We start from the raw sequence: 21629 nt of genomic DNA, 5'->3' as shown, positions 1-21629 counted from the left end.
TACAAACCCGAGGTGGCTACGCAGGTCTGCGGGGACGTTCTTCCGCGCAACAAAAAACCCCGAACCAGTCGGGGCTTTTGTTGACCGCTACACGAGCCTGTTACTGAAACAGCGACTCGCTCGACAGGCCGTTTTTCTCCAGGATCTCACGAAGGCGCTTGAGGCCTTCAACCTGAATCTGCCGGACCCGTTCCCGGGTCAGGCCAATTTCCAGGCCTACGTCTTCCAGGGTACTGCTCTCGTGACCGCGCAGCCCGAAGCGGCGCACAACCACCTCGCGTTGTTTGTCGGTCAGTTCCGAGAGCCATTGATCGATGCTCTGGGACAGGTCGTCATCCTGCAACAATTCGCATGGATCGGTTGGGCGATCGTCGGTAAGGGTGTCCAGCAGGGTTTTATCCGAATCCGGACCCAGCGAGACGTCGACCGAAGAAACCCGCTCGTTCAGGCCGAGCATGCGCTTGACCTCTCCTACCGGTTTTTCCAGCAGGTTGGCGATCTCTTCGGGTGAGGGTTCATGATCGAGTTTTTGCGTCAGCTCTCGTGCGGCCCGCAGGTACACGTTCAGCTCCTTGACCACATGGATCGGCAACCGGATGGTCCGGGTCTGATTCATGATCGCGCGCTCGATGGTCTGACGAATCCACCAGGTTGCGTAGGTCGAAAAGCGGAAACCCCGCTCAGGGTCGAACTTCTCCACCGCCCGAATCAAGCCGAGGTTGCCCTCTTCGATCAGGTCAAGCAGCGACAAGCCACGATTGACGTAACGCCGGGCGATTTTCACCACCAGCCGCAGGTTACTTTCAATCATGCGTTTGCGCCCGGCCGGATCGCCACTTTGCGACAGGCGCGCAAAATGAACTTCTTCTTCGGGGGATAACAGGGGGGAAAAGCCGATTTCATTGAGGTACAGCTGCGTGGCGTCGAGTGCCCGCGTGTAGTCAATGTATTTGTGTTGCTTCAACGATGCGGAGTGTTTGGATTTGGCACGAACGGAAGGTGGAGCCGCCCCTTCATCATTCGACATCGAATCCGTATCGATGCTGGTCTCCATCAGGAGAACCTCATCGTCGATGTCAAACTCCGGCACTTCTTTACTGAGAGCCATTGTTATAGTCCTTTGGTGAGTTCGACCTCAAGCTCAAGCGGCGCCTTTATCCTTGGCAACGCTGGAGCCTGTCCCCTCTACGTGACGGAACAGGCTGGTAGCGATCAACGACGTGGCAGGAATTGCAGCGGATCTACAGGTTTACCTTGGCGGCGAATCTCAAAATGCAGTTTCACCCGGTCTGTACCCGTTGACCCCATTTCGGCAATTGTCTGTCCGACCTTGACCTGCTGCCCCTCCCGAACCAACAGCCTGCGGTTATGTCCGTAGGCACTGACGTAGGTTTCGCTGTGTTTGATGATAACTAATTCGCCGTAGCCCCTTAAGCCACTCCCGGCGTATACCACCGTCCCATCAGACGCAGCTAAAACAGGCTGTCCCAAATCTCCGGCGATATCAATTCCTTTATTCAAACTACCGTTTGAAGAGAATTTACCAATCAAAATGCCATTAGATGGCCATCCCCAGCCGGTCGGGGCCGGGCCCGGAGGAGGCAGTGGAGCGGGTGCCGGCTTGTTGGCGACGGACGGTACAACCGCCGGTGTGGTCGTAGTGGCACCGTCGACAGGACGACGGATCACGGTGGTTTTACTCGAGGACGACGGCGAGGAATTGGACGAACTGACCACCGCAGTCGACGTTGAACCGGTGCGACCATCGAAGCGAATCGTCTGACCCGGATGGATCGTGTAGGGCGCATCAATGTTGTTGCGTGCCGCGAGCGCCTTGTAGTCCCAACCGTAGCGAAAGGCGATCGAGAACAAGGTGTCTTTCGGGCGGACGACGTACTGTCCCGTCGTCACTGCCGGGCGCTGGGCAACGGCATTGTTGCGATCAACGACGCGTACGTCGCTGGATTTGTTGCTGGAACAACCGACCAGCAAGGTGCTCATGACAAGGCCAGTCACCAGGCGCTGAAAGCTCGTTTTACCCATACGCTGCGCAATGACTGTGAGACTCACCCGCCGCTCCCTTTGTGGTGGCTGAAAATGTGATTTGCCGTGTTCCGGCACGAAATGTCGCAAGTATAACGGGCCGTGCAGGCTTTACCCTTAATGAAGCGAAATGGCTTCGCGCACACGTTTGCTGCCTGACAAAACAACCCGTTTAACCAATCGACGCCGCTGTAAGACAAAGGCTATCGAAGAGAATTCAGCGCGTTGAAACAAAAGCTCAGGCCAGTGGCCCATTGAGCAGCGGGACGAAACGAACCGCCCCCAGAACACGCCTGGAAAATCCCTGCTCCTCGCGAATGATCAGCATCAATTGTTGTACCTCTCCGGACCCGACCGGTATCACCAGACGCCCCCCGGGGGCTAATTGATCAAGCAACGCCTGAGGCACGTCGGTTGCCACCGCCGTCACGATAATGCCGTTGTACGGCGCCAGTGCCGGCCACCCTTCCCAGCCATCACCCCAGCGAAACACCACGTTGCGCAGGTTCAATTCGACCAGGCGTTCCTTGGCCCGGTCCTGCAGCACCTTGATGCGTTCGACGGAGAACACCCGCTCGACCAGTTGCGACAACACCGCCGTCTGGTAGCCCGAACCGGTACCGATCTCCATCACCTTGTCCAGAGGCCCGGCCTCCAGCAGCAGCTCGCTCATGCGAGCCACCATATAAGGCTGCGAGATGGTCTGGTTATGCCCGATCGGCAGCGCGGTGTCCTCGTAGGCACGGTGTGCCAGCGCCTCATCGACAAACAGGTGACGCGGTGTTTGGCGGATGACTTCCAGCACCCTGGCGTTGGACACCCCTTCCTCGTACAAACGTTGAATGAGGCGTTCGCGGGTCCGTTGCGAGGTCATGCCGATGCCGCGACGCAGCATGTCGTCTTGCTCACGAGTCATTAGCGCAACCCCTCCAGCCAGCCATCGAGACTTCTGAAGGCATCATTGAAGGTGCGATCCAGTTGCAGTGGAGTGATGGAAACATAGCCCTGCATCACCGCATGAAAGTCAGTACCCGGGCCACCGTCTTCAGCGTCCCCCGCTGCGGCAATCCAGTATCCGGACTTGCCGCGCGGGTCGACCACTTTCATCGGTGCCGCCGCGCGGGCGCGATGCCCCAGGCGAGTCAACTGGACACCGCGGATATGTTCCAGGGGCAAGTTAGGTATGTTCACGTTGAGTACCGTACGCGGTGGCAGTTCGAGATCCCCATGGGCCTCGACCAGTTTGCGCGCAAAGTAAGCGGCTGTGGGAAGGTTGTCGACTTGTCGCGAGACCAGCGAAAAGGCAAACGCTGGACGCGTCAGGAAACGCCCTTCGAGCGCTGCCGCCACGGTTCCGGAATACAGGACATCGTCCCCCAGGTTGGCGCCCAGGTTGATCCCGGAAACCACCATGTCCGCTTCACGCTCCAGCAAGCCGTTGAGGCCCAGGTGCACGCAATCGGTCGGCGTACCGTTGACGCTGATAAAGCCGTTGGCCAGCGTCTGCGGGTGCAACGGACGGTCGAGCGTCAACGAACTGCTGGCGCCGCTTTTGTCCTGGTCCGGGGCGATAACCACGCATTCGGTGTAATCCGCCAGCGCAGCATAAAGCGCGGCGAGACCGGGTGCGGTTACCCCATCGTCGTTAGAAATCAGAATACGCATGAGCTGTCCGTCTGCCCCACCGGCACCAGATCAACAAGTTCGCGCACCAAGACGGTGGCGAAGCATCCGGCCGGCAGGACGAATTCCAGTTGCAGAATGTCAGGCTCGGGATAATGCCACGTCAACCCGGCAATGGGCAGCCGCAGGATGCGACGTTCGTGGCTCATACCGGCGTTGATCAACCAATCGCGAAGGTCCGCTTCGCGCGCGGCGATGGCCTGCTCCAATTCATGGACAGCGCCCGTGGCCGGCGAGTCACCTTCGCCCCACTGCGGACCCGTCGGATGCAGATCGAGAATGGCCAGGCGCGGGTCGCTGCACTCGGCCTCACCGGCCGGGAAGAAGCTGCGGCTATCGGTAAACGCCAGCAGATCACCGACCTGGGCACGTTGCCAGGTGCCATCGGCGACACGCGCGGCCAACACCTGATTGAACAGAAAACTACGCGCGGTGGAGAGCAGGCGCGAACGGACGTTACGCTGCTCCGGCAAGGCCTTGCGCGCGGCCCAGGCACGGGCGTCGACCACGTTGCCGCCGTCATGCCCGAAGCGCTGGCTGCCGAAATAGTTGGGGATGCCTTGTTTGGCGATCAGTTGCAAGCGCTCTTCGATGGCCGCCTTGTCGCCGGTGAACTGCGTCAGGCGCAAGGTGAAACCGTTGGCCGAATGGGCACCGCGTTGCAGCTTGCGCTTGTGCCGGCTGGTCTTGAGGATTTTCAGCGTGTCGTTTTCGGCTGCCGACAGGTCCGGATCAGCCTTTCCCGGCAGTTGTACGCTGAACCACTGACGGGTCAGCGCCTGACGATCCTTGAGCCCGGCGTAACTGACGGTGCGCAAGGGTACGCCAGCTGCCTTGGCGATCCGCCGCGCCGCTTCTTCCGTATTCAGACCGCGCTTTTCCACCCAGATCCACAAGTGTTCGCCGTCGCCACTCAGGGGAATATCAAGGACTTCGTCGACCTGGAAATCTTCCGCGATGGCTTTCAGCACCGCAGTGCCGAGGGCATCACCATAGGCCCGCGGGCCGAGCAATTGCGCTTCGTTCATGCGCGCAGCAACAAGGCAACGGAATGCACGGCAATGCCTTCTTCGCGACCGACAAAGCCGAGCTTTTCGGTGGTGGTAGCTTTTACGTTCACTTGATCCAACTCAACTTGAAGATCCGCGGCGATCAGCGCGCGCATCGATTCGATATGCGGGGCCATTTTCGGCGCCTGGGCAACAATGGTGTTATCGACGTTGCCGACCTTCCAGCCTTTGGCGTGGACCAGTGCGACGACGTGACGCAACAGCACACGGCTGTCAGCGCCCTTGAATTGCGGGTCGGTGTCCGGGAAATGCTTGCCGATATCACCCAGCGCGGCGGCGCCGAGCAAGGCATCGCTCAAGGCGTGCAGCAGGACGTCACCGTCGGAGTGAGCGAGCAGCCCGAAGCCGTGTGCAATTCGCACGCCGCCCAGAGTAATGAAATCGCCTTCAGCGAAACGGTGCACATCATAGCCGTGGCCAATACGCATAAAAAAACGCCCCGATTTTTGTCAGGGCGTGATTCTACCTGCTTTGTCGGACATTAGGCGCCTAGAGCGCGCGCATGATGTTGCAAGTGGTCGTCAATGAAGCTGGCGATGAAGAAATAGCTGTGGTCGTAGCCCGGTTGCAGGCGCAACGTCAGCGGGTGATCGGCCAGTTTAGCCGCCTGCTGCAAGGCTTCCGGCTTGAGCTGGGTGGCGAGGAAATCGTCTCGATCGCCTTGATCGACCAGCAGTGGCAGCTTTTCGTCGGCCTCGGCAAGCAACGCGCAAGCATCCCACTCCCGCCACTTCGCGCGGTCCTCACCCAGATACCGGGAAAAGGCTTTCTGCCCCCAGGGACAGTCCATCGGATTGTTGATCGGCGAGAACGCCGACACCGACAGATAACGCCCCGGATTGCGCAGGGCACAGACCAGCGCGCCGTGGCCACCCATGGAGTGACCGCTGATGCCGCGCTTGTCCGACGCCGGGAAATGCGCTTCGACCAATGCCGGCAATTCCTGCACGACATAGTCATGCATCCGATAGTGGCGCGACCAGGGTTCCTGCGTGGCATTCAAATAAAACCCTGCACCGAGCCCGAAGTCCCAGGCACCGTCCGGATCTCCCGGCACATCGGCGCCGCGAGGACTGGTGTCCGGTGCGACAATGATCAGCCCCAGTTCGGCGGCCATGCGCATGGCGCCGGCCTTCTGCATGAAGTTCTCGTCGGTGCAGGTCAGGCCGGACAACCAGTACAACACCGGCAGCTTACCGCCCTGCTCCGCCTGTGGCGGCAAATAGACGGCGAACACCATGTCGCAGCCCAGCACGTCAGAGCGATGCCGATAACGCTTGTGCCAACCGCCGAAACTTTTCTGACAGGAGATATTTTCCAGGCTCATGGCAGACCTCAGAAATGAATGACGGAACGGATGCTCTTGCCTTCATGCATCAGGTCGAACGCCTTGTTGATGTCTTCCAGGCCCATGGTGTGGGTGATGAACGTGTCCAGCGGGATTTCGCCGGTTTCGGCCATTTCCACGTAGCTTGGCAGCTCGGTGCGGCCGCGCACGCCACCGAACGCCGAACCGCGCCAGACGCGACCGGTGACCAATTGGAAAGGACGGGTGGAGATTTCCTGGCCGGCACCGGCCACGCCGATGATGACTGACTCGCCCCAACCCTTGTGGCAGCACTCAAGTGCGGCACGCATCAACTGCACGTTGCCGATGCACTCAAAGGAAAAGTCGACACCACCATCGGTCATGTCGACGATGACTTCCTGGATCGGACGATCGAAATCCTTCGGATTTACACAGTCGGTTGCACCCAGCTGTTTGGCGATCTCGAATTTGGCCGGGTTGATGTCGATGGCAATGATCCGGGCCGCCTTGGCTTTGACTGCGCCAATGACCGCCGACAGACCAATGCCGCCGAGACCGAAAATGGCCACGGTGTCACCGGGTTTCACTTTGGCGGTGTTGAGCACTGCGCCGATACCGGTGGTGACACCGCAGCCCAGCAGACAGACTTTTTCCAGTGGCGCTTCCTTGGCAATTTTTGCCACGGAAATTTCCGGTAGCACGGTGTACTCGGAGAACGTCGAAGTACCCATGTAGTGGAAAATGGGTTGGCCCTTGTAGGCAAAACGCGTCGTGCCATCGGGCATCAAGCCTTTGCCCTGGGTCGCGCGAATGGCCTGGCACAGGTTGGTTTTGCCAGACAGGCAGAATTTGCACTGACGGCATTCCGGGGTGTACAGCGGGATCACATGGTCGCCCACCGCGACAGAAGTCACACCCTCGCCGATTGCCTCGACGATTGCCCCACCTTCGTGGCCGAGGATCGACGGGAAGATACCTTCCGGATCAGCACCGGACAGGGTGTAGGCATCGGTATGGCAAACACCGGAGGCCACAACGCGCAGCAACACCTCACCGGCCTTGGGCATGGCGACATCGACTTCTACGATCTCCAGAGGTTTTTTGGCCTCGAAGGCAACGGCGGCGCGCGACTTGATCATGGTGATTCTCCAGTGAATAAAACGAGACAAACAGTGTAATACAGCGTCTTACGGTGAATAATCCGGGCAAAAGCAAAACATTATTGCTACACAGGGATAATCTTCAATGTCCGAAAGTCGCTGGGAAGGTATCGACGAGTTCGTGGCCGTTGCCGAATGCAGCCAGTTCACGGCGGCCGCTGAACGCCTGGGGGTTTCTTCCTCCCACATCAGTCGACAAATCGCACGCCTCGAAGAACGCTTGCAAACCCGTTTGCTCTATCGCAGCACCCGCCGGGTCACGCTGACTGAAGCCGGGCAAACCTTCCTGCAACATTGCCAACGTTTGCAGGATGGGCGTGAAGAGGCACTGCGCGCGGTCGGCGACTTGACCAGCGAACCCAAAGGCATGCTACGCATGACGTGCGCCGTGGCTTACGGCGAACGCTTCATCGTGCCGCTGGTGACGCGGTTCATGGGGCTGTATCCGCAACTGCGGATTGACATTGAACTGAGCAACCGCCAATTGGACCTGGTGCATGAAGGCCTGGACCTGGCAATCCGTCTGGGGCGCTTGCAGGATTCGCGACTGGTCGCCACGCGTTTGGCGCCACGACGCATGTTTCTATGCGCGTCGCCTTCCTACCTGGAACGTTATGGGCGCCCACACAGTCTGTCGGAACTGAGCCGTCACAACTGCCTCATCGGCAGCTCGGATCTCTGGCAACTGGAACAGAACGGGCGGGAATTTTCGCAACGAGTCCAGGGAAACTGGCGCTGCAACAGTGGGCAAGCAGTACTGGATGCCGCGCTACAGGGCGTAGGGCTGTGTCAGTTGCCGGACTATTACGTGCTGGAGCATTTGAAAAGCGGCGCATTGATTTCGCTGCTGGAGGCGCATCAACCACCGAACACGGCCGTTTGGGCGCTGTACCCGCAGCAACGGCATCTGTCGCCGAAGGTGCGCAAATTGGTGGATTATTTGAAGGAAGGATTGGCTCAGAGGCCTGAATACCAATGCTAGAAGCATGTTGGTATGTCAGCACGATGTCAGCCGCTTGGACCGCCGCTTTCGCGAGCAGGCTCGCTCCCACATTGGACCGCGATCAACTGTGGGAGCGAGCCTGCTCGCGAAAGCAATCTGACGAGCACCGCAAAAGCTAGCGACGGTTAGCCCAGCGCTGCCTCAACCATTCAAGGTCTTCAGGGCGAGTGACCTTGAGGTTATCCGCTCGACCCTCGATCAAGCGAGGCGCCAGCCCTGCCCACTCCATGGCCGAAGCCTCATCGGTGATCACGGCGTCAGCCACCAGACTGTCCGCCAACGCTCGATGCAAGGCGCCGAGGCGAAACATCTGCGGCGTATAGGCTTGCCAGATCACACTGCGGTCCACGGTTTCGACGACACGGCCGTGTTTGTCGATTCGCTTGAGCGTATCCCGTGCCGGGACCGCCAGCAGCCCACCCACAGGATCATCCGCCAGTTCAGCCAGCAGGTTATCCAGATCGTCACGACCGAGATTCGGTCGTGCGGCATCATGAACCAATACCCAGTCTTCATCGCCAGCGCCTTGCGCGTGCAAATGCAGCAACGCATTCAGCACCGACCCGGAACGCTCGCTACCGCCCTCGACCCGGGCAATCCGCGGATCACTGGCACAGGCCAGGTTCGGCCAGTAAGGATCATCAACAGCAAGACTGACCACCACACCCTTCAGGCAAGGATGATCAAGGAAACAGCCGAGGCTGTGTTCGAGAATAGTGCGCCCGCCCAGTTGCAAATATTGCTTGGGACGGTCCGCGGCCATACGGGCACCGACGCCCGCGGCAGGAATCACGGCCCAGAAGGCCGGCAGAGACAGGTTCATTGCGCCAACTGGTAAAGGGTTTCACCGTCCTTGACCATACCCAACTCATGGCGGGCCCGCTCTTCAACGGTCTCCATGCCCTTTTTCAACTCGCTGACTTCAGCGTCCATCACCCGATTGCGCTCCAGCAACGCCTGGTTCTCAGCTTGCTGATCCGCAATCTGCTGAGTCAGCTCGGCCACTTGCGCCAGACTGCCATTACCCACCCACAGGCGGTATTGCAGGCCAGCCAGCAGCAGGAGCAAGACGAGGAACAACCAATTGGGACTGCGCATCGAATATCAGGTATCCAGTGAAAAAAGACAGCCATACCAAAACATGAAGCTACTGACAGCACGAAGCCTGGAAGAACCAGGCTTGTGCTTATAAGGCATCAGATTAGTGGCAAAAACGTCGCTGTAGCGATTTTTCCGACACAATCCGGTGTCTTTTTTATCAGCTGACGATCAACCGCGGAATTCGCTACGGCCGTTGTACTTGGCTTTGCCGTTCAACTGCTCTTCGATACGCAGCAGTTGGTTGTACTTGGACACGCGGTCGGAACGGCACAGGGAGCCGGTCTTGATCTGGCCAGCCGAGGTACCCACGGCCAGGTCGGCAATGGTGGAATCTTCGGTTTCGCCCGAACGGTGCGAGATCACGGCAGTGTAACCGGCGGCCTTGGCCATCTGGATGGCTTCCAGGGTTTCAGTCAGGGTGCCGATCTGGTTGAACTTGATCAGGATCGAGTTGGCGATCTTTTTGTCGATGCCTTCTTTCAGGATCTTGGTGTTGGTCACGAACAGGTCGTCGCCTACCAGCTGGGTTTTCTCGCCGATCTTGTCGGTGAGGATTTTCCAGCCAGCCCAGTCGGATTCGTCCAGGCCATCTTCGATGGAGATGATCGGGTAACGCTCGGTCAGGCCTTTCAGGTAATCGGCGAAACCTTCAGCGGTGAACACCTGGCCTTCACCGGACAGGTTGTACTTGCCGTCTTCGTAGAATTCGCTGGCTGCGCAGTCCAGTGCCAGGGTCACGTCGGTGCCCAGCTTGTAACCGGCATTGGCCACGGCTTCGGAGATCACTTTCAGTGCATCTTCGTTGGACGCCAGGTTAGGCGCGAAACCACCTTCGTCACCGACGGCAGTGCTCAGGCCACGGGCCTTCAGCACGGCTTTGAGGTGGTGGAAAATCTCGGTGCCCATGCGCAGACCTTCCGAGAAAGACTTGGCGCCAACCGGCTGAACCATGAATTCCTGGATGTCGACGTTGTTATCGGCGTGCTCGCCACCGTTGATGATGTTCATCATCGGAACCGGCATCGAGTAGACACCCGGGGTACCGTTCAGGTTGGCGATGTGAGCGTAGAGCGGCAGGTCCTGGTCCTGTGCTGCTGCCTTGGCCGCGGCCAGGGAAACGGCGAGGATCGCGTTGGCGCCCAGGGTTGCCTTGTTTTCAGTACCGTCCAGCTTGATCATCGCCAGATCGAGCGCTTTCTGGTCGCTTGGATCTGTACCTTTCAACAGGTCGCGGATCGGACCGTTGATGTTGGCTACGGCCTTGAGTACGCCCTTGCCCAGGTAACGGCTCTTGTCGCCATCACGCAGCTCGAGCGCTTCACGCGAGCCAGTGGAAGCACCGGACGGCGCGCAGGCGCTGCCGATGATGCCGTTATCGAGAAGCACATCCGCTTCCACGGTGGGATTGCCACGGGAGTCGAGAACTTCACGACCTTTGATGTCGACGATTTTAGCCATTGTTGTAAACACTCCAAAGTTGACGAAAACGACGCAGCTAGAGGAAATCTTTTACCGTCGGCAAGCGATGTGCAGCGGGGCAGACTTGCGGACGATAAGGCTCAGGCCCGAGGGCCTGAGCGTTAATTCGTGCGGTACTTTACCGGAGAAAAGAGGATTACGCGGTTTCTACCGTCGGAAAACTCTTCACCAGTTCGTCCAATGCTTTGAGCTGGGCCAGGAATGGCTCCAGTTTGTCCAGACGCAAGGCGCAAGGGCCGTCGCATTTGGCGTTGTCCGGGTCCGGGTGGGCTTCGAGGAACAGGCCGGCCAGGGACTGGCTCATGCCGGCTTTCGCCAGATCGAGGACCTGAGCGCGACGACCACCGGCGGAATCAGCGCGACCGCCCGGCATTTGCAGGGCGTGGGTCACGTCGAAGAACACCGGGTATTCGAACTGCTTCATGATGCCGAAGCCCAGCATGTCGACGACCAGGTTGTTGTAGCCGAAGCTCGAACCACGCTCGCAGAGGATCAACTGATCATTACCCGCTTCCACGCACTTGTTCAGGATGTGTTTCATTTCCTGAGGCGCGAGGAACTGGGCTTTCTTGATGTTGATCACCGCACCGGTCTTGGCCATCGCGACCACCAGGTCGGTCTGGCGCGACAGGAAGGCCGGCAACTGAATGATGTCGCAGACTTCAGCGACGACCGCAGCCTGATCGGGCTCATGGACGTCAGTGATGATCGGCACGCCAAAAGCTTGCTTGATGTCCTGGAAAATCCGCATGCCCTCTTCCAGGCCGGGACCACGGTAAGAGGTCACGGAGGAACGGTTGGCCTTGTCGAAACTGGCCTTGAACACGTAAGGAATACCCAGTTTCTGGGTAACCTTTACGTACTCTTCGCAGACCTGCATCGCCATGTCGCGGCTTTCCAGCACGTTCATGCCACCGAACAGCACCATAGGCTTGTCGTTGGCAATCTCGATATCGCCTACGCGGATGATCTTCTGCGCCATCAGGTTCATGCCTTCTTCTGGTGTTGAGTCAAAGCAGCTTTAACGAAACCGCTGAACAACGGGTGACCGTCGCGTGGCGTCGAAGTGAACTCCGGGTGGAACTGGCAGGCGACGAACCACGGGTGATCCGGTGCTTCAACCACTTCGACCAGCGCGCCATCACCGGAACGGCCGGAGATTTTCAGGCCGGCTTCCATGATTTGCGGCAACAGGTTGTTGTTCACTTCGTAGCGATGGCGGTGACGCTCGACAATCACGTCCTTGCCGTAGCAATCATGCACCTTGGAGCCGGCTTCGAGCAGGCATTCCTGAGCGCCAAGACGCATCGTGCCGCCCAGGTCGGACGCTTCGGTACGGATTTCGACGGCGCCGGTGGCATCTTCCCACTCGGTGATCAGGCCCACGACAGGGTGACCGCTTGCACGATCGAACTCGGTGGAGTTGGCGTCTTTCCAGCCCATGACGTTACGAGCGAACTCGATCACCGCCACCTGCATGCCCAGGCAGATGCCCAGGTAAGGAACCTTGTTTTCGCGAGCGTATTGAACGGCCGTGACCTTGCCTTCCACGCCACGCAGGCCGAAGCCGCCCGGAACCAGGATCGCGTCGACGCCTTCCAGCAGCGCAGTGCCCTGGTTTTCGATGTCTTCGGAGTCGATGTAGCGCAGATTGACCTTGGTGCGGTTGCTGATGCCGGCATGACTCATCGCTTCGATCAGCGACTTGTACGCGTCCAGCAGTTCCATGTACTTGCCAACCATGGCGATGGTGACTTCATGCTCAGGATTGAGCTTGGCGTCTACCACGGCTTCCCACTCGGACAGATCGGCGCCGCCACATTGCAGGCCGAAACGCTCGACGACGAAATCGTCCAGGCCCTGGGCGTGCAGGATGCCCGGGATCTTGTAGATGGTGTCGGCGTCTTCCAGGCCGATGACCGCACGCTCTTCAACGTTGGTGAATTGCGCGATCTTGCGACGGGAGGAAATGTCGATCGGGTGATCGGAGCGGCACACCAGCACGTCTGGTTGCAGGCCGATGGAGCGCAGCTCCTTGACCGAGTGCTGGGTTGGCTTGGTTTTGGTTTCGCCGGCAGTGGCGATGTACGGCACCAGTGTCAGGTGCATCAGCATCGCGCGCTTGGCGCCGACTTCGAAACGCAATTGACGGATGGCTTCGAGGAACGGTTGGGATTCGATGTCACCCACGGTGCCACCAATCTCGACCATTGCCACGTCGGCATCGCCGGCGCCCTTGATGATGCGGCGCTTGATCTCGTCGGTGATATGCGGGATCACCTGGATGGTTGCGCCCAGGTAATCACCACGACGCTCTTTGCGCAGCACGTGCTCGTAGACACGGCCGGTGGTGAAGTTGTTGTTCTGGGTCATGGTCGTGCGGATGAACCGCTCGTAGTGGCCCAGGTCCAGGTCGGTCTCGGCGCCGTCGTGGGTGACGAACACTTCACCGTGCTGGAACGGACTCATGGTGCCCGGGTCGACGTTGATGTACGGGTCCAGCTTCAGCATGGTGACCTTAAGTCCCCGCGCCTCCAGGATGGCCGCCAATGATGCCGATGCAATGCCTTTCCCCAATGAAGAAACAACACCGCCCGTGACGAATATGTAGCGCGTCATGAAAAACCCTAGAAGTCTGCGTTAAAGCGGTCCGAGCCGCCGGGGAAAGCGAAGGAAGGCCGAAGCCCCCGATCACCTGCATTAATCACAGTGCACCTTTCAAAAAAACCGCCGCGTTGGGACAGACCGGAAGATGAAACACCGGTACGTTGCTCGCTACACATTTTTTGGAATCGCCCAGCAAAGACTGCTTGGTAATCGGCAACTCCTGCAATTCAGGCGAATCCACAGAAGTTGTATCAAGAAGGGAGCGTAGTCTACCGGAAAGCCCCTTTCAGCTCAAACCTTGATCTTCGCCCATTGGCTGCCAATGCAAATTCCAGCCACCCGCCGCGCTGCCATCCAGCCCCGGAAGGTTCGCCACCGCCAGCAATTGCCCGCCCTTGAACAGCAGCGGCAATCTGCCGCGCACGAACAGCGGCACACCACTTTCGTTGAGCAACCGCTTCAAATCGCGATGCCCACGACCCGGCAACTCCATCACCTCGCCCCCTTCACGATAGCGGATCTGCAAAGGACCATCGGGGATTTGCCCGCTGAGCGAGAGCACACCGTTGTCGGGCAATGCCAGCGGCAGCGAGGGCTCGCCCCAAGTGCCAACAGGAGGTGAACGGCGCAACCAGCCGCCGGACAGCCACCAGATCCGCCCTCCCGCCCGATGCAATTCGCCATCCGCCAGTCGCCAGATCGGCCGTGCATCGCCAGAGGCATTGCACAAATCCGCCCAACCCGACCAATGGTCACTGTCGGGCAGGCTTGTGAGTGGTTCAAGCCAGTGGCTGAGTGCATTGCGCTGGCGTGCGACTGAAAGCTTTACCAGGGATGCCAATTCAAGCGACGGCAAACCCAGCCAATCAAACTCACTGCAGGTGCGTGCGTGGCACAGGTCAATCTGTGCCAGTTCATCCAGCAGCCCCTGCGCCTCGCTCAAATGCGCGGCACTGCGAGCCATGGTCGCCATTGCCTGCGGCCAGCGAGAGGTCAACACCGGGAACACCTGATGACGCAGGTAATTACGCGAGAATTGTCGATCCTGGTTGGAAGGATCTTCGATCCAGCTCAGCTGGTGTTCCGCGGCATAGGCCTCAAGCTCGGCGCGAGTCGCATCGAGCAAAGGCCGCAGCAGATACCCTTCACCCAGCGGACGCTGCCGTGGCATTCCCGACAAACCTCTTACCCCGGCCCCGCGCAACAAGCGAAACAGCAGGGTTTCCGCTTGATCGTCAAGGTGTTGAGCGGTCAGCAGCACTTCATTGGCTCGGGTGACTTCGCTGAGCGCCGCATAACGCGCATCCCGGGCCGCACGTTCGAGACTGGCGCCGGGCTGCACTTGCACGCGAACCACCTGCAATGGCACGCCAAGTGCCTCGCACATTGCCCGACAATGCTCCGGCCACGCATCAGCTACAGCCTGAAGGCCGTGGTGGACATGGATGGCACGCAGTGCCGGCAGGGATTGGGCTTTAGCGAGGTGTGCGAGCAGGTGTAGCAGGACGGTGGAGTCGAGACCGCCGGAGAAAGCGATGTGCCAGGTCGTGGCGTTGCGCCAGGGTTTCAGGCTCAATAAAAGCTTGGCCGGCAGATTCATATCGATCACTTCACGCAAATCAAATGTGGGAGCGAGCCTGCTCGCGAAGGCTGCTTAACATTCAACGAATTCGTTGGCTGTTATACCGCTTTCGCGAGCAGGCTCGCTCCCACATAGATCAGAGGCCGTAGCTCATCAGGCGCTCGTAACGACGATCCAGCAGCGCCTTGTGGTCGAGCTTCTTGAGCATCGCCAGTTGCGAGCTCAGCTCGGCACGGATCGAGGCAGCCGCTGCGGCCGGATCGCGGTGTGCGCCACCCAACGGCTCGCTGATCACTTTGTCCACGATGCCCAGGCCCTTGAGACGCTCTGCAGTGATGCCCATGGCTTCAGCGGCGTCCGGTGCTTTCTCGGCGGTTTTCCACAGGATCGATGCGCAACCTTCCGGCGAGATCACCGCGTAGGTCGAGTACTGCAGCATGTTCAGCTGATCGCAAACGCCGATCGCCAGCGCACCGCCGGAACCACCTTCACCGATCACGGTGGCGATGATCGGGGTTTTCAGGCGAGCCATGACACGCAGGTTCCAGGCAATGGCTTCGCTCTGGTTACGCTCTTCAGCGTCGATGCCAGGGTATGCACCCGGGGTATCGATGAAGGTCAGGATCGGCATTTTGAAACGTTCGGCCATTTCCATCAGGCGGCAGGCCTTGCGGTAGCCTTCCGGACGCGGCATGCCGAAGTTGCGGCGAACCTTTTCGCGCACTTCACGGCCCTTCTGGTGACCGATGACCATGACTGGCTGGTCGTCCAGACGCGCAATACCGCCCACGATGGCGGCATCGTCGGAGAAGTGACGGTCGCCGTGCAACTCATCGAACTCGGTGAAGATGTGTTCGATGTAGTCCAGGGTGTATGGACGCTTCGGGTGACGCGCCAGACGCGCGATCTGCCAGCTGGTCAGCTTGCCGAAGATGTCTTCGGTCAACGTGCTGCTTTTGTCCTGCAGGCGGGAGATCTCATCGCCGATATTCAGCGAATTGTCATTACCGACCAAGCGCAACTCTTCGATCTTGGCTTGCAGGTCGGCGATCGGCTGTTCGAAATCAAGAAAATTCGGGTTCATAGGCGTCCGTCTTGGGTCGACGTCCAAGAGAGCTTGGGCCGGCCGGTTGTCTATTCGCGCCCTACCTTAAGGGAGAGGCGCGTTCAGGTCGAGATTAAAAAATTCGGTCGCGATAAAGGAGGCACGAGGCCACCTCACCGTCAACGGTATTGGAGGAAGACGTTGTCTCGCCCGAACTGGTCACGCAGGGCTTGAATCAACGCATCCGCCGGGTCGATTCGCCAGCCTTCGCCGAACTGCAGCAAGGCCTTCGCATCGGGACTGGTGTACTCCATGGTGATCGGGCATGCACCACGATGACGCTTGAACAGGTCGCCCAGCCAGCGTAGCTGATCGCCCTTGAGGTCCTGGGTCTGGACCTTCAGGCGCAGACTCTCGGCCAGGTTGGTGCGCGCATCTTCCATGCTCATCACCCGCTTGACCCGCAACCGCAGGCCACCGGAGAAGTCGTCATTGCTGACTTCGCCTTCGACCACCACCATCGCATCGGTCTGCAACAGTGACTGTGCGGAATGGAACGCATCGGCAAACAGCGACGCTTCGATCCGGCCCGAACGGTCGTCGAGGGTGATGAAACCCATCTTGTCGCCCTTTTTGTTTTTCATCACCCGCAGGGCGATGATCATGCCGGCAACGGTCTGGGTATCACGCGCCGGCTTCAAATCGATGATGCGCTGCCGGGCGAAACGACGGATTTCACCTTCGTATTCGTCGATCGGGTGTCCAGTCAGGTACAGGCCCAGGGTATCTTTCTCGCCTTTGAGCCGTTCCTTGAGGGTCAGCTCCTTGGCCTTGCGGTGATTGGCGTAGACGTCGGCATCTTCTTCGACGAACAGGCCGCCAAACAGGTCGGCATGGCCGCTGTCATGGGTACGGGCGGTTTGTTCGGCCGCCTTGATCGCCTCTTCCATCGCGGTCAGCAGGACCGCCCGGTTGCGGTCGATATTGGCCTGGTAGGCTTTCGGCTCGTCGTGGAAGTACGGGCCCAGACGATCCAGCGCGCCGCTACGGATCAAACCATCGAGCGTACGCTTGTTGATACGCTTGAGGTCGACCCGGGCGCAGAAGTCGAACAGATCCTTGAACGGACCGTCCAGCCGCGCTTCGGTGATCGCTTCCACCGGCCCCTCGCCAACCCCCTTGATCGCGCCCAGACCGTAGATGATCCGGCCCTCGTCGTTCACCGTGAACTTGAACTCCGAGGTGTTCACGTCCGGCGCATCGAGGCGCAGCTTCATGGTGCGCACTTCTTCGATCAAGGTCACGACCTTGTCGGTGTTGTGCATATCCGCCGAGAGTACCGCCGCCATGAACGGCGCCGGGTAGTGCGCCTTCAGCCACGCGGTCTGGTAGGACACCAGGCCATAGGCAGCGGAGTGGGATTTGTTGAAGCCATAGCCGGCGAACTTTTCTACCAGGTCGAAGATGTTACCGGCCAGGTCGGCATCGATGTTGTTGGTGGCGCAACCTTCAATGAAACCGCCGCGCTGCTTGGCCATTTCCTCGGGCTTTTTCTTACCCATGGCTCGACGCAGCATGTCCGCGCCGCCAAGGGTGTAACCGGCCATGACCTGGGCAATCTGCATCACCTGTTCCTGATACAGGATGATGCCGTAGGTCGGCGCCAATACTGGCTTGAGGCCTTCGTACTGGTAATCCGAGTGCGGGTACGCCAGTTCGGCGCGACCGTGCTTGCGGTTGATAAAGTCGTCCACCATGCCCGATTGCAGCGGACCTGGACGGAACAGTGCCACCAGTGCGATCAAGTCTTCCAGGCAGTCGGGCTTGAGCTTTTTGATCAGCTCCTTCATCCCGCGGGATTCAAGCTGGAACACCGCCGTGGTTTCGGCTTTTTGCAGCAGGGAATAAGTCGGTTTGTCATCCAGCGGGATGAACGCGATGTCCAGCGGCGGTTCGTTGACCTTGGCGCGGTCGCGGTTGATGGTTTTCAGCGCCCAGTCGATGATCGTCAGGGTTCGCAGGCCGAGGAAGTCGAACTTCACCAGGCCGGCTGCTTCAACATCGTCCTTGTCGAACTGGGTCACCAGGCCGTCACCGGCTTCGTCGCAATAGATCGGCGAGAAATCGGTCAGCTTGGTCGGCGCGATCACCACACCACCGGCGTGCTTGCCGACGTTACGCACCACGCCTTCGAGTTTGCGGGCCATCTCCCAGATTTCCGCGGCCTCTTCATCGACCTTGATGAAGTCACGCAGGATCTCTTCCTGTTCGTAGGCTTTTTCCAGGGTCATACCGACTTCGAACGGAATCATCTTCGACAGACGATCCGCCAGGCCGTAGGACTTGCCCTGCACCCGCGCCACGTCACGGACCACAGCCTTGGCGGCCATGGAACCGAAGGTGATGATCTGGCTGACCGCGTTGCGGCCGTACTTCTCGGCCACGTAGTCGATCACCCGGTCACGACCGTCCATGCAGAAGTCGACGTCGAAGTCGGGCATAGAGACCCGTTCCGGGTTAAGGAAACGTTCGAACAGCAGGTCGTATTCCAGCGGGTCTAGGTCGGTGATCTTCTGTACGTAAGCCACCAGCGAACCGGCGCCCGACCCCCGGCCAGGACCCACCGGCACGCCGTTGTTCTTGGCCCACTGGATAAAGTCCATCACGATCAGGAAGTAACCGGGGAAGCCCATCTGGATAATGATATCCAGCTCGAAATTCAACCGGTCGACATAGACCTGACGCTTGGCTTCGTAATCTTCGGTGGTGTCTTTGGGCAGCAGAACGGCCAGCCGCTCTTCCAGACCCTCGAACGACACCTTGCGGAAATACTCATCGATGGTCATGCCATCGGGGATCGGGAAGTTGGGCAGGAAGTGCGTGCCCAGCTTCACCTCGATGTTGCAGCGCTTGGCGATCTCGACGGTGTTTTCCAGCGCTTCAGGAATGTCGCTGAACAGCTCCGCCATTTCCTCGGCGCTTTTGAGGTATTGCTGATCGCTGTAATTCTTCGAACGCCGCGGATCGTCGAGGGCACGGCCCTCGCCGATGCACACTCGGGTTTCGTGGGCGGCGAAGTCTTCCTGCTTGATGAACCGTACATCATTGGTCGCGACCAGCGGTGCACCAATCTTGGCCGCCAGGGCCACGGCGCCGTGCAACTGCTCTTCATCGTTGGGGCGGTTGGTGCGCTGGATTTCCAGATAGAAGCGATCCGGGAACACCGCCATCCACTCACGCGCCAGGTTTTCGGCTTCGTCCGGGTTGCCACTGAGCATGGCCTGGCCAATCTCGCCTTCCTTGGCCGCCGACAGCATGATCAAGCCAGCGTTGGCTTCGGCCACCCATTCACGCTCGATGATGATCGAGCCATTGCGCTGGCCGTCGATGAAACCGCGGGAGATCAACTCGGTGAGATTGCGATAACCCTCGGCATTCATCACCAGCAGGCTGATCCGGCTCAGGGGATTGTCCGGATCCTTGTTCGACAGCCACAGGTCGGCGCCGCAGATCGGCTTGATCCCGGCACCCATGGCGTTTTTATAGAATTTGACCAGGGAACACATGTTGTTCTGGTCGGTGACCGCTACGGCAGGCATGTTCATGCCGACCAGGGTCTTGACCAGCGGTTTGATCCGCACCAGACCGTCGACCAGGGAATATTCAGTGTGCAGGCGTAGATGAACGAATGAAGCCGGCATAGTGATCCTGTCTAATAACATGGAGACAACAAGGCCCGGATTGTACCGGGCCCTGGTAAAAAAAATCAGCCTTGCGACTAACTCTCGATCAGGCTTTCACGTGCCTCGTAGGCAAGGCGGACCGGGGCAAACGAGCGCCGGTGAATTGGGGTTGGACCAAGCCTGGCCAACGCTTCCAGATGAACGGGCGTCGGGTATCCCTTGTGGCCGCCGATGCCGTAACCCGGATAAATCAATTCGAATGCTGCCATTTCCCGGTCGCGACTGACCTTGGCCAGAATCGATGCCGCCGCGATGGCGGGAACCTTGCCATCACCTTGCACGACCGCTTCGGCACGCATGGGCAATTTCGGGCAACGGTTGCCATCGATCATCGCCAGTTTCGGCTGGATGTGCAGCCCGGCGACAGCGCGCTGCATGGCGAGCATGGTGGCGTGCAGGATATTCAGCTCGTCGATCTCTTCGACTTCCGCGCGGGCGATGCACCAGCTCAGGGCCTTTTCGCAGATTTCGTCATAGAGCTTTTCGCGACGGGCTTCGGTGAGCTTCTTCGAGTCGTTCAGGCCAAGGATCGGGCGGTTTGGATCAAGAATCACTGCTGCGGTCACCACTGCGCCACAGAGCGGACCGCGACCGACTTCGTCGACACCGGCAACCAAATCCTCAACTTCAGCGACCAAGGTGAAATCCAGCCCCATCTGCATGCTTGTTTTACTCATTGTACTTGGCCCACCAGATTCAGTACCGCATCCGCCGCCTGATTGGAGGCATCCAGACGCAAGGTACGGTGGATTTCGTCAAAACCTCGGGTCTGTTCCTGGCCATCCTCGATCAACGGCGACAAGGTCTGGGCCAACGCCTCGACTGTCGCGTCGTCCTGCAGCAACTCGGGCACCAGCAAGCGCTGGGCCAACAGATTTGGCAGGGAAACGTAGGGGCTTTTCACCATGCGCTTCAGAATCCAGAACGTCAGCGGTGCCAGGCGATAGGCGACGACCATTGGCCGCTTGTACAACAAGGCTTCCAGCGTTGCTGTTCCGGACGCGATCAGCACGGCGTCGCATGCAGCCAGGGCCAGATGGGACTTGCCATCGAGCAAAGTCAGCGGCAGGTCACGACCGGCCAGCAGTTCTTCAAGCTGCGTGCGCCGCTCGGGACTGGCGCAAGGCATGACGAACCGCACGCCAGGGCGCATGGCCCGCAGGCGCTGTGCGGTATCGAGAAACAGTGCACCGAGACGACCGACTTCGCCGCCACGACTGCCCGGCATCAGCGCAACCAGCGGCCCGTCGGGCAAGCCCAGTTCGGCGCGGGCGGCGGCGCGATCGGCTTCGAGGGGAATCGCATCGGCCAGGGAGTGCCCGACAAAACGCACCGGAACACCCTTCTCTTCGTAGAATTTCGCTTCGAACGGAAACAGTGTCAGCATCAGGTCGCAACCTTCGCGAATCTTCAGCACCCGCTTCTGCCGCCAGGCCCAGACCGAAGGGCTGACGTAGTGCACAGTCTTGATCCCGGCCTGACGCAGCTTGAGCTCGATATTGAGGTTGAAGTCCGGGGCATCGATACCGATGAACACATCCGGCTTCGCAGCAATCAGGTCCGCCACCAGCTTCTTGCGGCGGGCCAACAATTCGCGCAATCGACCCAGCACTTCCACCAGGCCCATGACCGACAGGCGTTCCATCGGGAAGTAGGATGCCAGCCCTTCGGCCTGCATCAACGGACCACCGACACCGATGAACTCGACTGCCGGATGGCGGGCCTTGAGTGCGCGCATGAGACCCGCGCCAAGAATGTCGCCGGAAGCTTCACCCGCCACCAGCGCAATACGCAGATTAGCCAT

General features: G+C 59.4%; 19 protein-coding genes. 1 reads left to right on the top strand and 18 read right to left on the bottom strand.

Translation table 11 applies throughout. The annotated features are described in order from the left end of the window. Window positions 1-100: 100 nt before the first annotated feature. The 8 genes from rpoS to LAB08_RS05540 form a co-directional block, all read right to left on the bottom strand. Window positions 101-1108: an RNA polymerase sigma factor RpoS gene (gene rpoS / locus LAB08_RS05575; RefSeq protein WP_096513144.1), complete on the bottom strand. Its 1008-nt coding sequence runs from the start codon at window positions 1106-1108 to the stop codon at window positions 101-103. A 104-nt stretch (window positions 1109-1212) separates the two neighbouring features. After that, complete coding sequence (locus LAB08_RS05570; protein ID WP_096513145.1) at window positions 1213-2070, bottom strand: peptidoglycan DD-metalloendopeptidase family protein; 858 nt, start codon at window positions 2068-2070, stop codon at window positions 1213-1215. Between the two features lie 211 nt (window positions 2071-2281). Further along, window positions 2282-2917, bottom strand: coding sequence for a protein-L-isoaspartate(D-aspartate) O-methyltransferase (locus tag LAB08_RS05565; protein ID WP_172901687.1), 636 nt, complete (start codon window positions 2915-2917; stop codon window positions 2282-2284). 41 nt (window positions 2918-2958) lie between these two features. After that, on the bottom strand, window positions 2959-3708 hold the full coding sequence (gene surE / locus LAB08_RS05560) for a 5'/3'-nucleotidase SurE (RefSeq protein ID WP_096513147.1): 750 nt from the start codon (window positions 3706-3708) through the stop codon (window positions 2959-2961). Beyond that, on the bottom strand, window positions 3696-4754 hold the full coding sequence (truD, locus tag LAB08_RS05555; RefSeq protein ID WP_096513148.1) for a tRNA pseudouridine(13) synthase TruD: 1059 nt from the start codon (window positions 4752-4754) through the stop codon (window positions 3696-3698). The genes surE and truD overlap by 13 nt, the downstream gene beginning before the upstream one ends. Beyond that, window positions 4751-5224, bottom strand: a complete 474-nt coding sequence (ispF, locus tag LAB08_RS05550; protein WP_096513149.1) for a 2-C-methyl-D-erythritol 2,4-cyclodiphosphate synthase — start codon at window positions 5222-5224, stop codon at window positions 4751-4753. Before ispF ends, truD begins: the two co-directional genes overlap by 4 nt. A gap of 53 nt (window positions 5225-5277) precedes the next feature. Beyond that, a complete protein-coding gene (gene fghA, locus LAB08_RS05545) occupies window positions 5278-6123 on the bottom strand; it encodes an S-formylglutathione hydrolase (protein ID WP_096513150.1) in 846 nt (281 codons plus the stop codon). An 8-nt stretch (window positions 6124-6131) separates the two neighbouring features. Next, a complete protein-coding gene (locus LAB08_RS05540) occupies window positions 6132-7244 on the bottom strand; it encodes an S-(hydroxymethyl)glutathione dehydrogenase/class III alcohol dehydrogenase (RefSeq protein ID WP_096513151.1) in 1113 nt (370 codons plus the stop codon). Window positions 7245-7350: 106 nt separating this feature from the next. On the opposite strand from LAB08_RS05540, the gene LAB08_RS05535 reads away from it, so the two are divergent. After that, the gene (locus tag LAB08_RS05535) at window positions 7351-8247 is read left to right on the top strand and encodes a LysR substrate-binding domain-containing protein (RefSeq protein WP_096513152.1); all 897 of its coding nucleotides are present in this window, start codon (window positions 7351-7353) and stop codon (window positions 8245-8247) included. Between the two features lie 136 nt (window positions 8248-8383). On the opposite strand, the gene ispD is transcribed toward LAB08_RS05535, so the two are convergent. From ispD to lpxB, 10 genes are all read right to left on the bottom strand, one after another. Continuing rightward, window positions 8384-9091, bottom strand: coding sequence for a 2-C-methyl-D-erythritol 4-phosphate cytidylyltransferase (gene ispD, locus LAB08_RS05530; RefSeq protein ID WP_096513153.1), 708 nt, complete (start codon window positions 9089-9091; stop codon window positions 8384-8386). Beyond that, window positions 9088-9366, bottom strand: a complete 279-nt coding sequence (gene ftsB / locus LAB08_RS05525; protein WP_007996937.1) for a cell division protein FtsB — start codon at window positions 9364-9366, stop codon at window positions 9088-9090. The genes ispD and ftsB overlap by 4 nt, the downstream gene beginning before the upstream one ends. Window positions 9367-9537: 171 nt before the next feature. Further along, on the bottom strand, window positions 9538-10827 hold the full coding sequence (gene eno / locus LAB08_RS05520) for a phosphopyruvate hydratase (RefSeq protein ID WP_096513154.1): 1290 nt from the start codon (window positions 10825-10827) through the stop codon (window positions 9538-9540). A gap of 157 nt (window positions 10828-10984) precedes the next feature. After that, window positions 10985-11830 (bottom strand): 3-deoxy-8-phosphooctulonate synthase, encoded by an 846-nt coding sequence (gene kdsA, locus LAB08_RS05515; RefSeq protein WP_008019782.1) that lies wholly within the window; start codon window positions 11828-11830, stop codon window positions 10985-10987. A gap of 5 nt (window positions 11831-11835) precedes the next feature. Further along, complete coding sequence (gene pyrG, locus LAB08_RS05510; protein ID WP_096513155.1) at window positions 11836-13467, bottom strand: CTP synthase; 1632 nt, start codon at window positions 13465-13467, stop codon at window positions 11836-11838. A gap of 274 nt (window positions 13468-13741) precedes the next feature. Then, window positions 13742-15055 (bottom strand): tRNA lysidine(34) synthetase TilS, encoded by a 1314-nt coding sequence (gene tilS / locus LAB08_RS05505; protein WP_096513156.1) that lies wholly within the window; start codon window positions 15053-15055, stop codon window positions 13742-13744. Window positions 15056-15173: 118 nt separating this feature from the next. Next, window positions 15174-16121, bottom strand: coding sequence for an acetyl-CoA carboxylase carboxyltransferase subunit alpha (locus LAB08_RS05500; RefSeq protein WP_095197080.1), 948 nt, complete (start codon window positions 16119-16121; stop codon window positions 15174-15176). Between the two features lie 140 nt (window positions 16122-16261). Then, complete coding sequence (gene dnaE / locus LAB08_RS05495) at window positions 16262-19783, bottom strand: DNA polymerase III subunit alpha (RefSeq protein ID WP_096513157.1); 3522 nt, start codon at window positions 19781-19783, stop codon at window positions 16262-16264. Between the two features lie 77 nt (window positions 19784-19860). After that, entirely contained in the window at window positions 19861-20487 is a 627-nt protein-coding gene (rnhB, locus tag LAB08_RS05490) for a ribonuclease HII (RefSeq protein WP_096513158.1), read from the bottom strand. Between the two features lie 11 nt (window positions 20488-20498). Continuing rightward, on the bottom strand, window positions 20499-21629 hold the full coding sequence (gene lpxB, locus LAB08_RS05485) for a lipid-A-disaccharide synthase (RefSeq protein WP_096513159.1): 1131 nt from the start codon (window positions 21627-21629) through the stop codon (window positions 20499-20501).

The sequence above is a fragment of the Pseudomonas izuensis genome, from assembly GCF_002356535.2.
Lineage (GTDB): Bacteria > Pseudomonadota > Gammaproteobacteria > Pseudomonadales > Pseudomonadaceae > Aquipseudomonas > Aquipseudomonas izuensis.
The sequence above is the reverse complement of the archived record's forward strand: the minus strand, read 5'-3'. Positions and strand labels throughout refer to the sequence as shown.

Bases quoted from the DNA above. Each gene is read 5' to 3' on its own strand.
- rpoS (WP_096513144.1), bottom strand. From the start codon at position 1,108: ATGGCTCTCAGTAAAGAAGTGCCGGAGTTTGACATCGACGATGAGGTT.
- LAB08_RS05565 (WP_172901687.1), bottom strand. From the start codon at position 2,917: ATGACCTCGCAACGGACCCGCGAACGCCTCATTCAACGTTTGTACGAG.
- surE (WP_096513147.1), bottom strand. From the start codon at position 3,708: ATGCGTATTCTGATTTCTAACGACGATGGGGTAACCGCACCCGGTCTC.
- truD (WP_096513148.1), bottom strand. From the start codon at position 4,754: ATGAACGAAGCGCAATTGCTCGGCCCGCGGGCCTATGGTGATGCCCTC.
- ispF (WP_096513149.1), bottom strand. From the start codon at position 5,224: ATGCGTATTGGCCACGGCTATGATGTGCACCGTTTCGCTGAAGGCGAT.
- fghA (WP_096513150.1), bottom strand. From the start codon at position 6,123: ATGAGCCTGGAAAATATCTCCTGTCAGAAAAGTTTCGGCGGTTGGCAC.
- LAB08_RS05540 (WP_096513151.1), bottom strand. From the start codon at position 7,244: ATGATCAAGTCGCGCGCCGCCGTTGCCTTCGAGGCCAAAAAACCTCTG.
- LAB08_RS05535 (WP_096513152.1), top strand. From the start codon at position 7,351: ATGTCCGAAAGTCGCTGGGAAGGTATCGACGAGTTCGTGGCCGTTGCC.
- ispD (WP_096513153.1), bottom strand. From the start codon at position 9,091: ATGAACCTGTCTCTGCCGGCCTTCTGGGCCGTGATTCCTGCCGCGGGC.
- ftsB (WP_007996937.1), bottom strand. From the start codon at position 9,366: ATGCGCAGTCCCAATTGGTTGTTCCTCGTCTTGCTCCTGCTGCTGGCT.
- eno (WP_096513154.1), bottom strand. From the start codon at position 10,827: ATGGCTAAAATCGTCGACATCAAAGGTCGTGAAGTTCTCGACTCCCGT.
- kdsA (WP_008019782.1), bottom strand. From the start codon at position 11,830: ATGGCGCAGAAGATCATCCGCGTAGGCGATATCGAGATTGCCAACGAC.
- pyrG (WP_096513155.1), bottom strand. From the start codon at position 13,467: ATGACGCGCTACATATTCGTCACGGGCGGTGTTGTTTCTTCATTGGGG.
- tilS (WP_096513156.1), bottom strand. From the start codon at position 15,055: ATGAATCTGCCGGCCAAGCTTTTATTGAGCCTGAAACCCTGGCGCAAC.
- LAB08_RS05500 (WP_095197080.1), bottom strand. From the start codon at position 16,121: ATGAACCCGAATTTTCTTGATTTCGAACAGCCGATCGCCGACCTGCAA.
- dnaE (WP_096513157.1), bottom strand. From the start codon at position 19,783: ATGCCGGCTTCATTCGTTCATCTACGCCTGCACACTGAATATTCCCTG.
- rnhB (WP_096513158.1), bottom strand. From the start codon at position 20,487: ATGCAGATGGGGCTGGATTTCACCTTGGTCGCTGAAGTTGAGGATTTG.
- lpxB (WP_096513159.1), bottom strand. From the start codon at position 21,629: ATGGCTAATCTGCGTATTGCGCTGGTGGCGGGTGAAGCTTCCGGCGAC.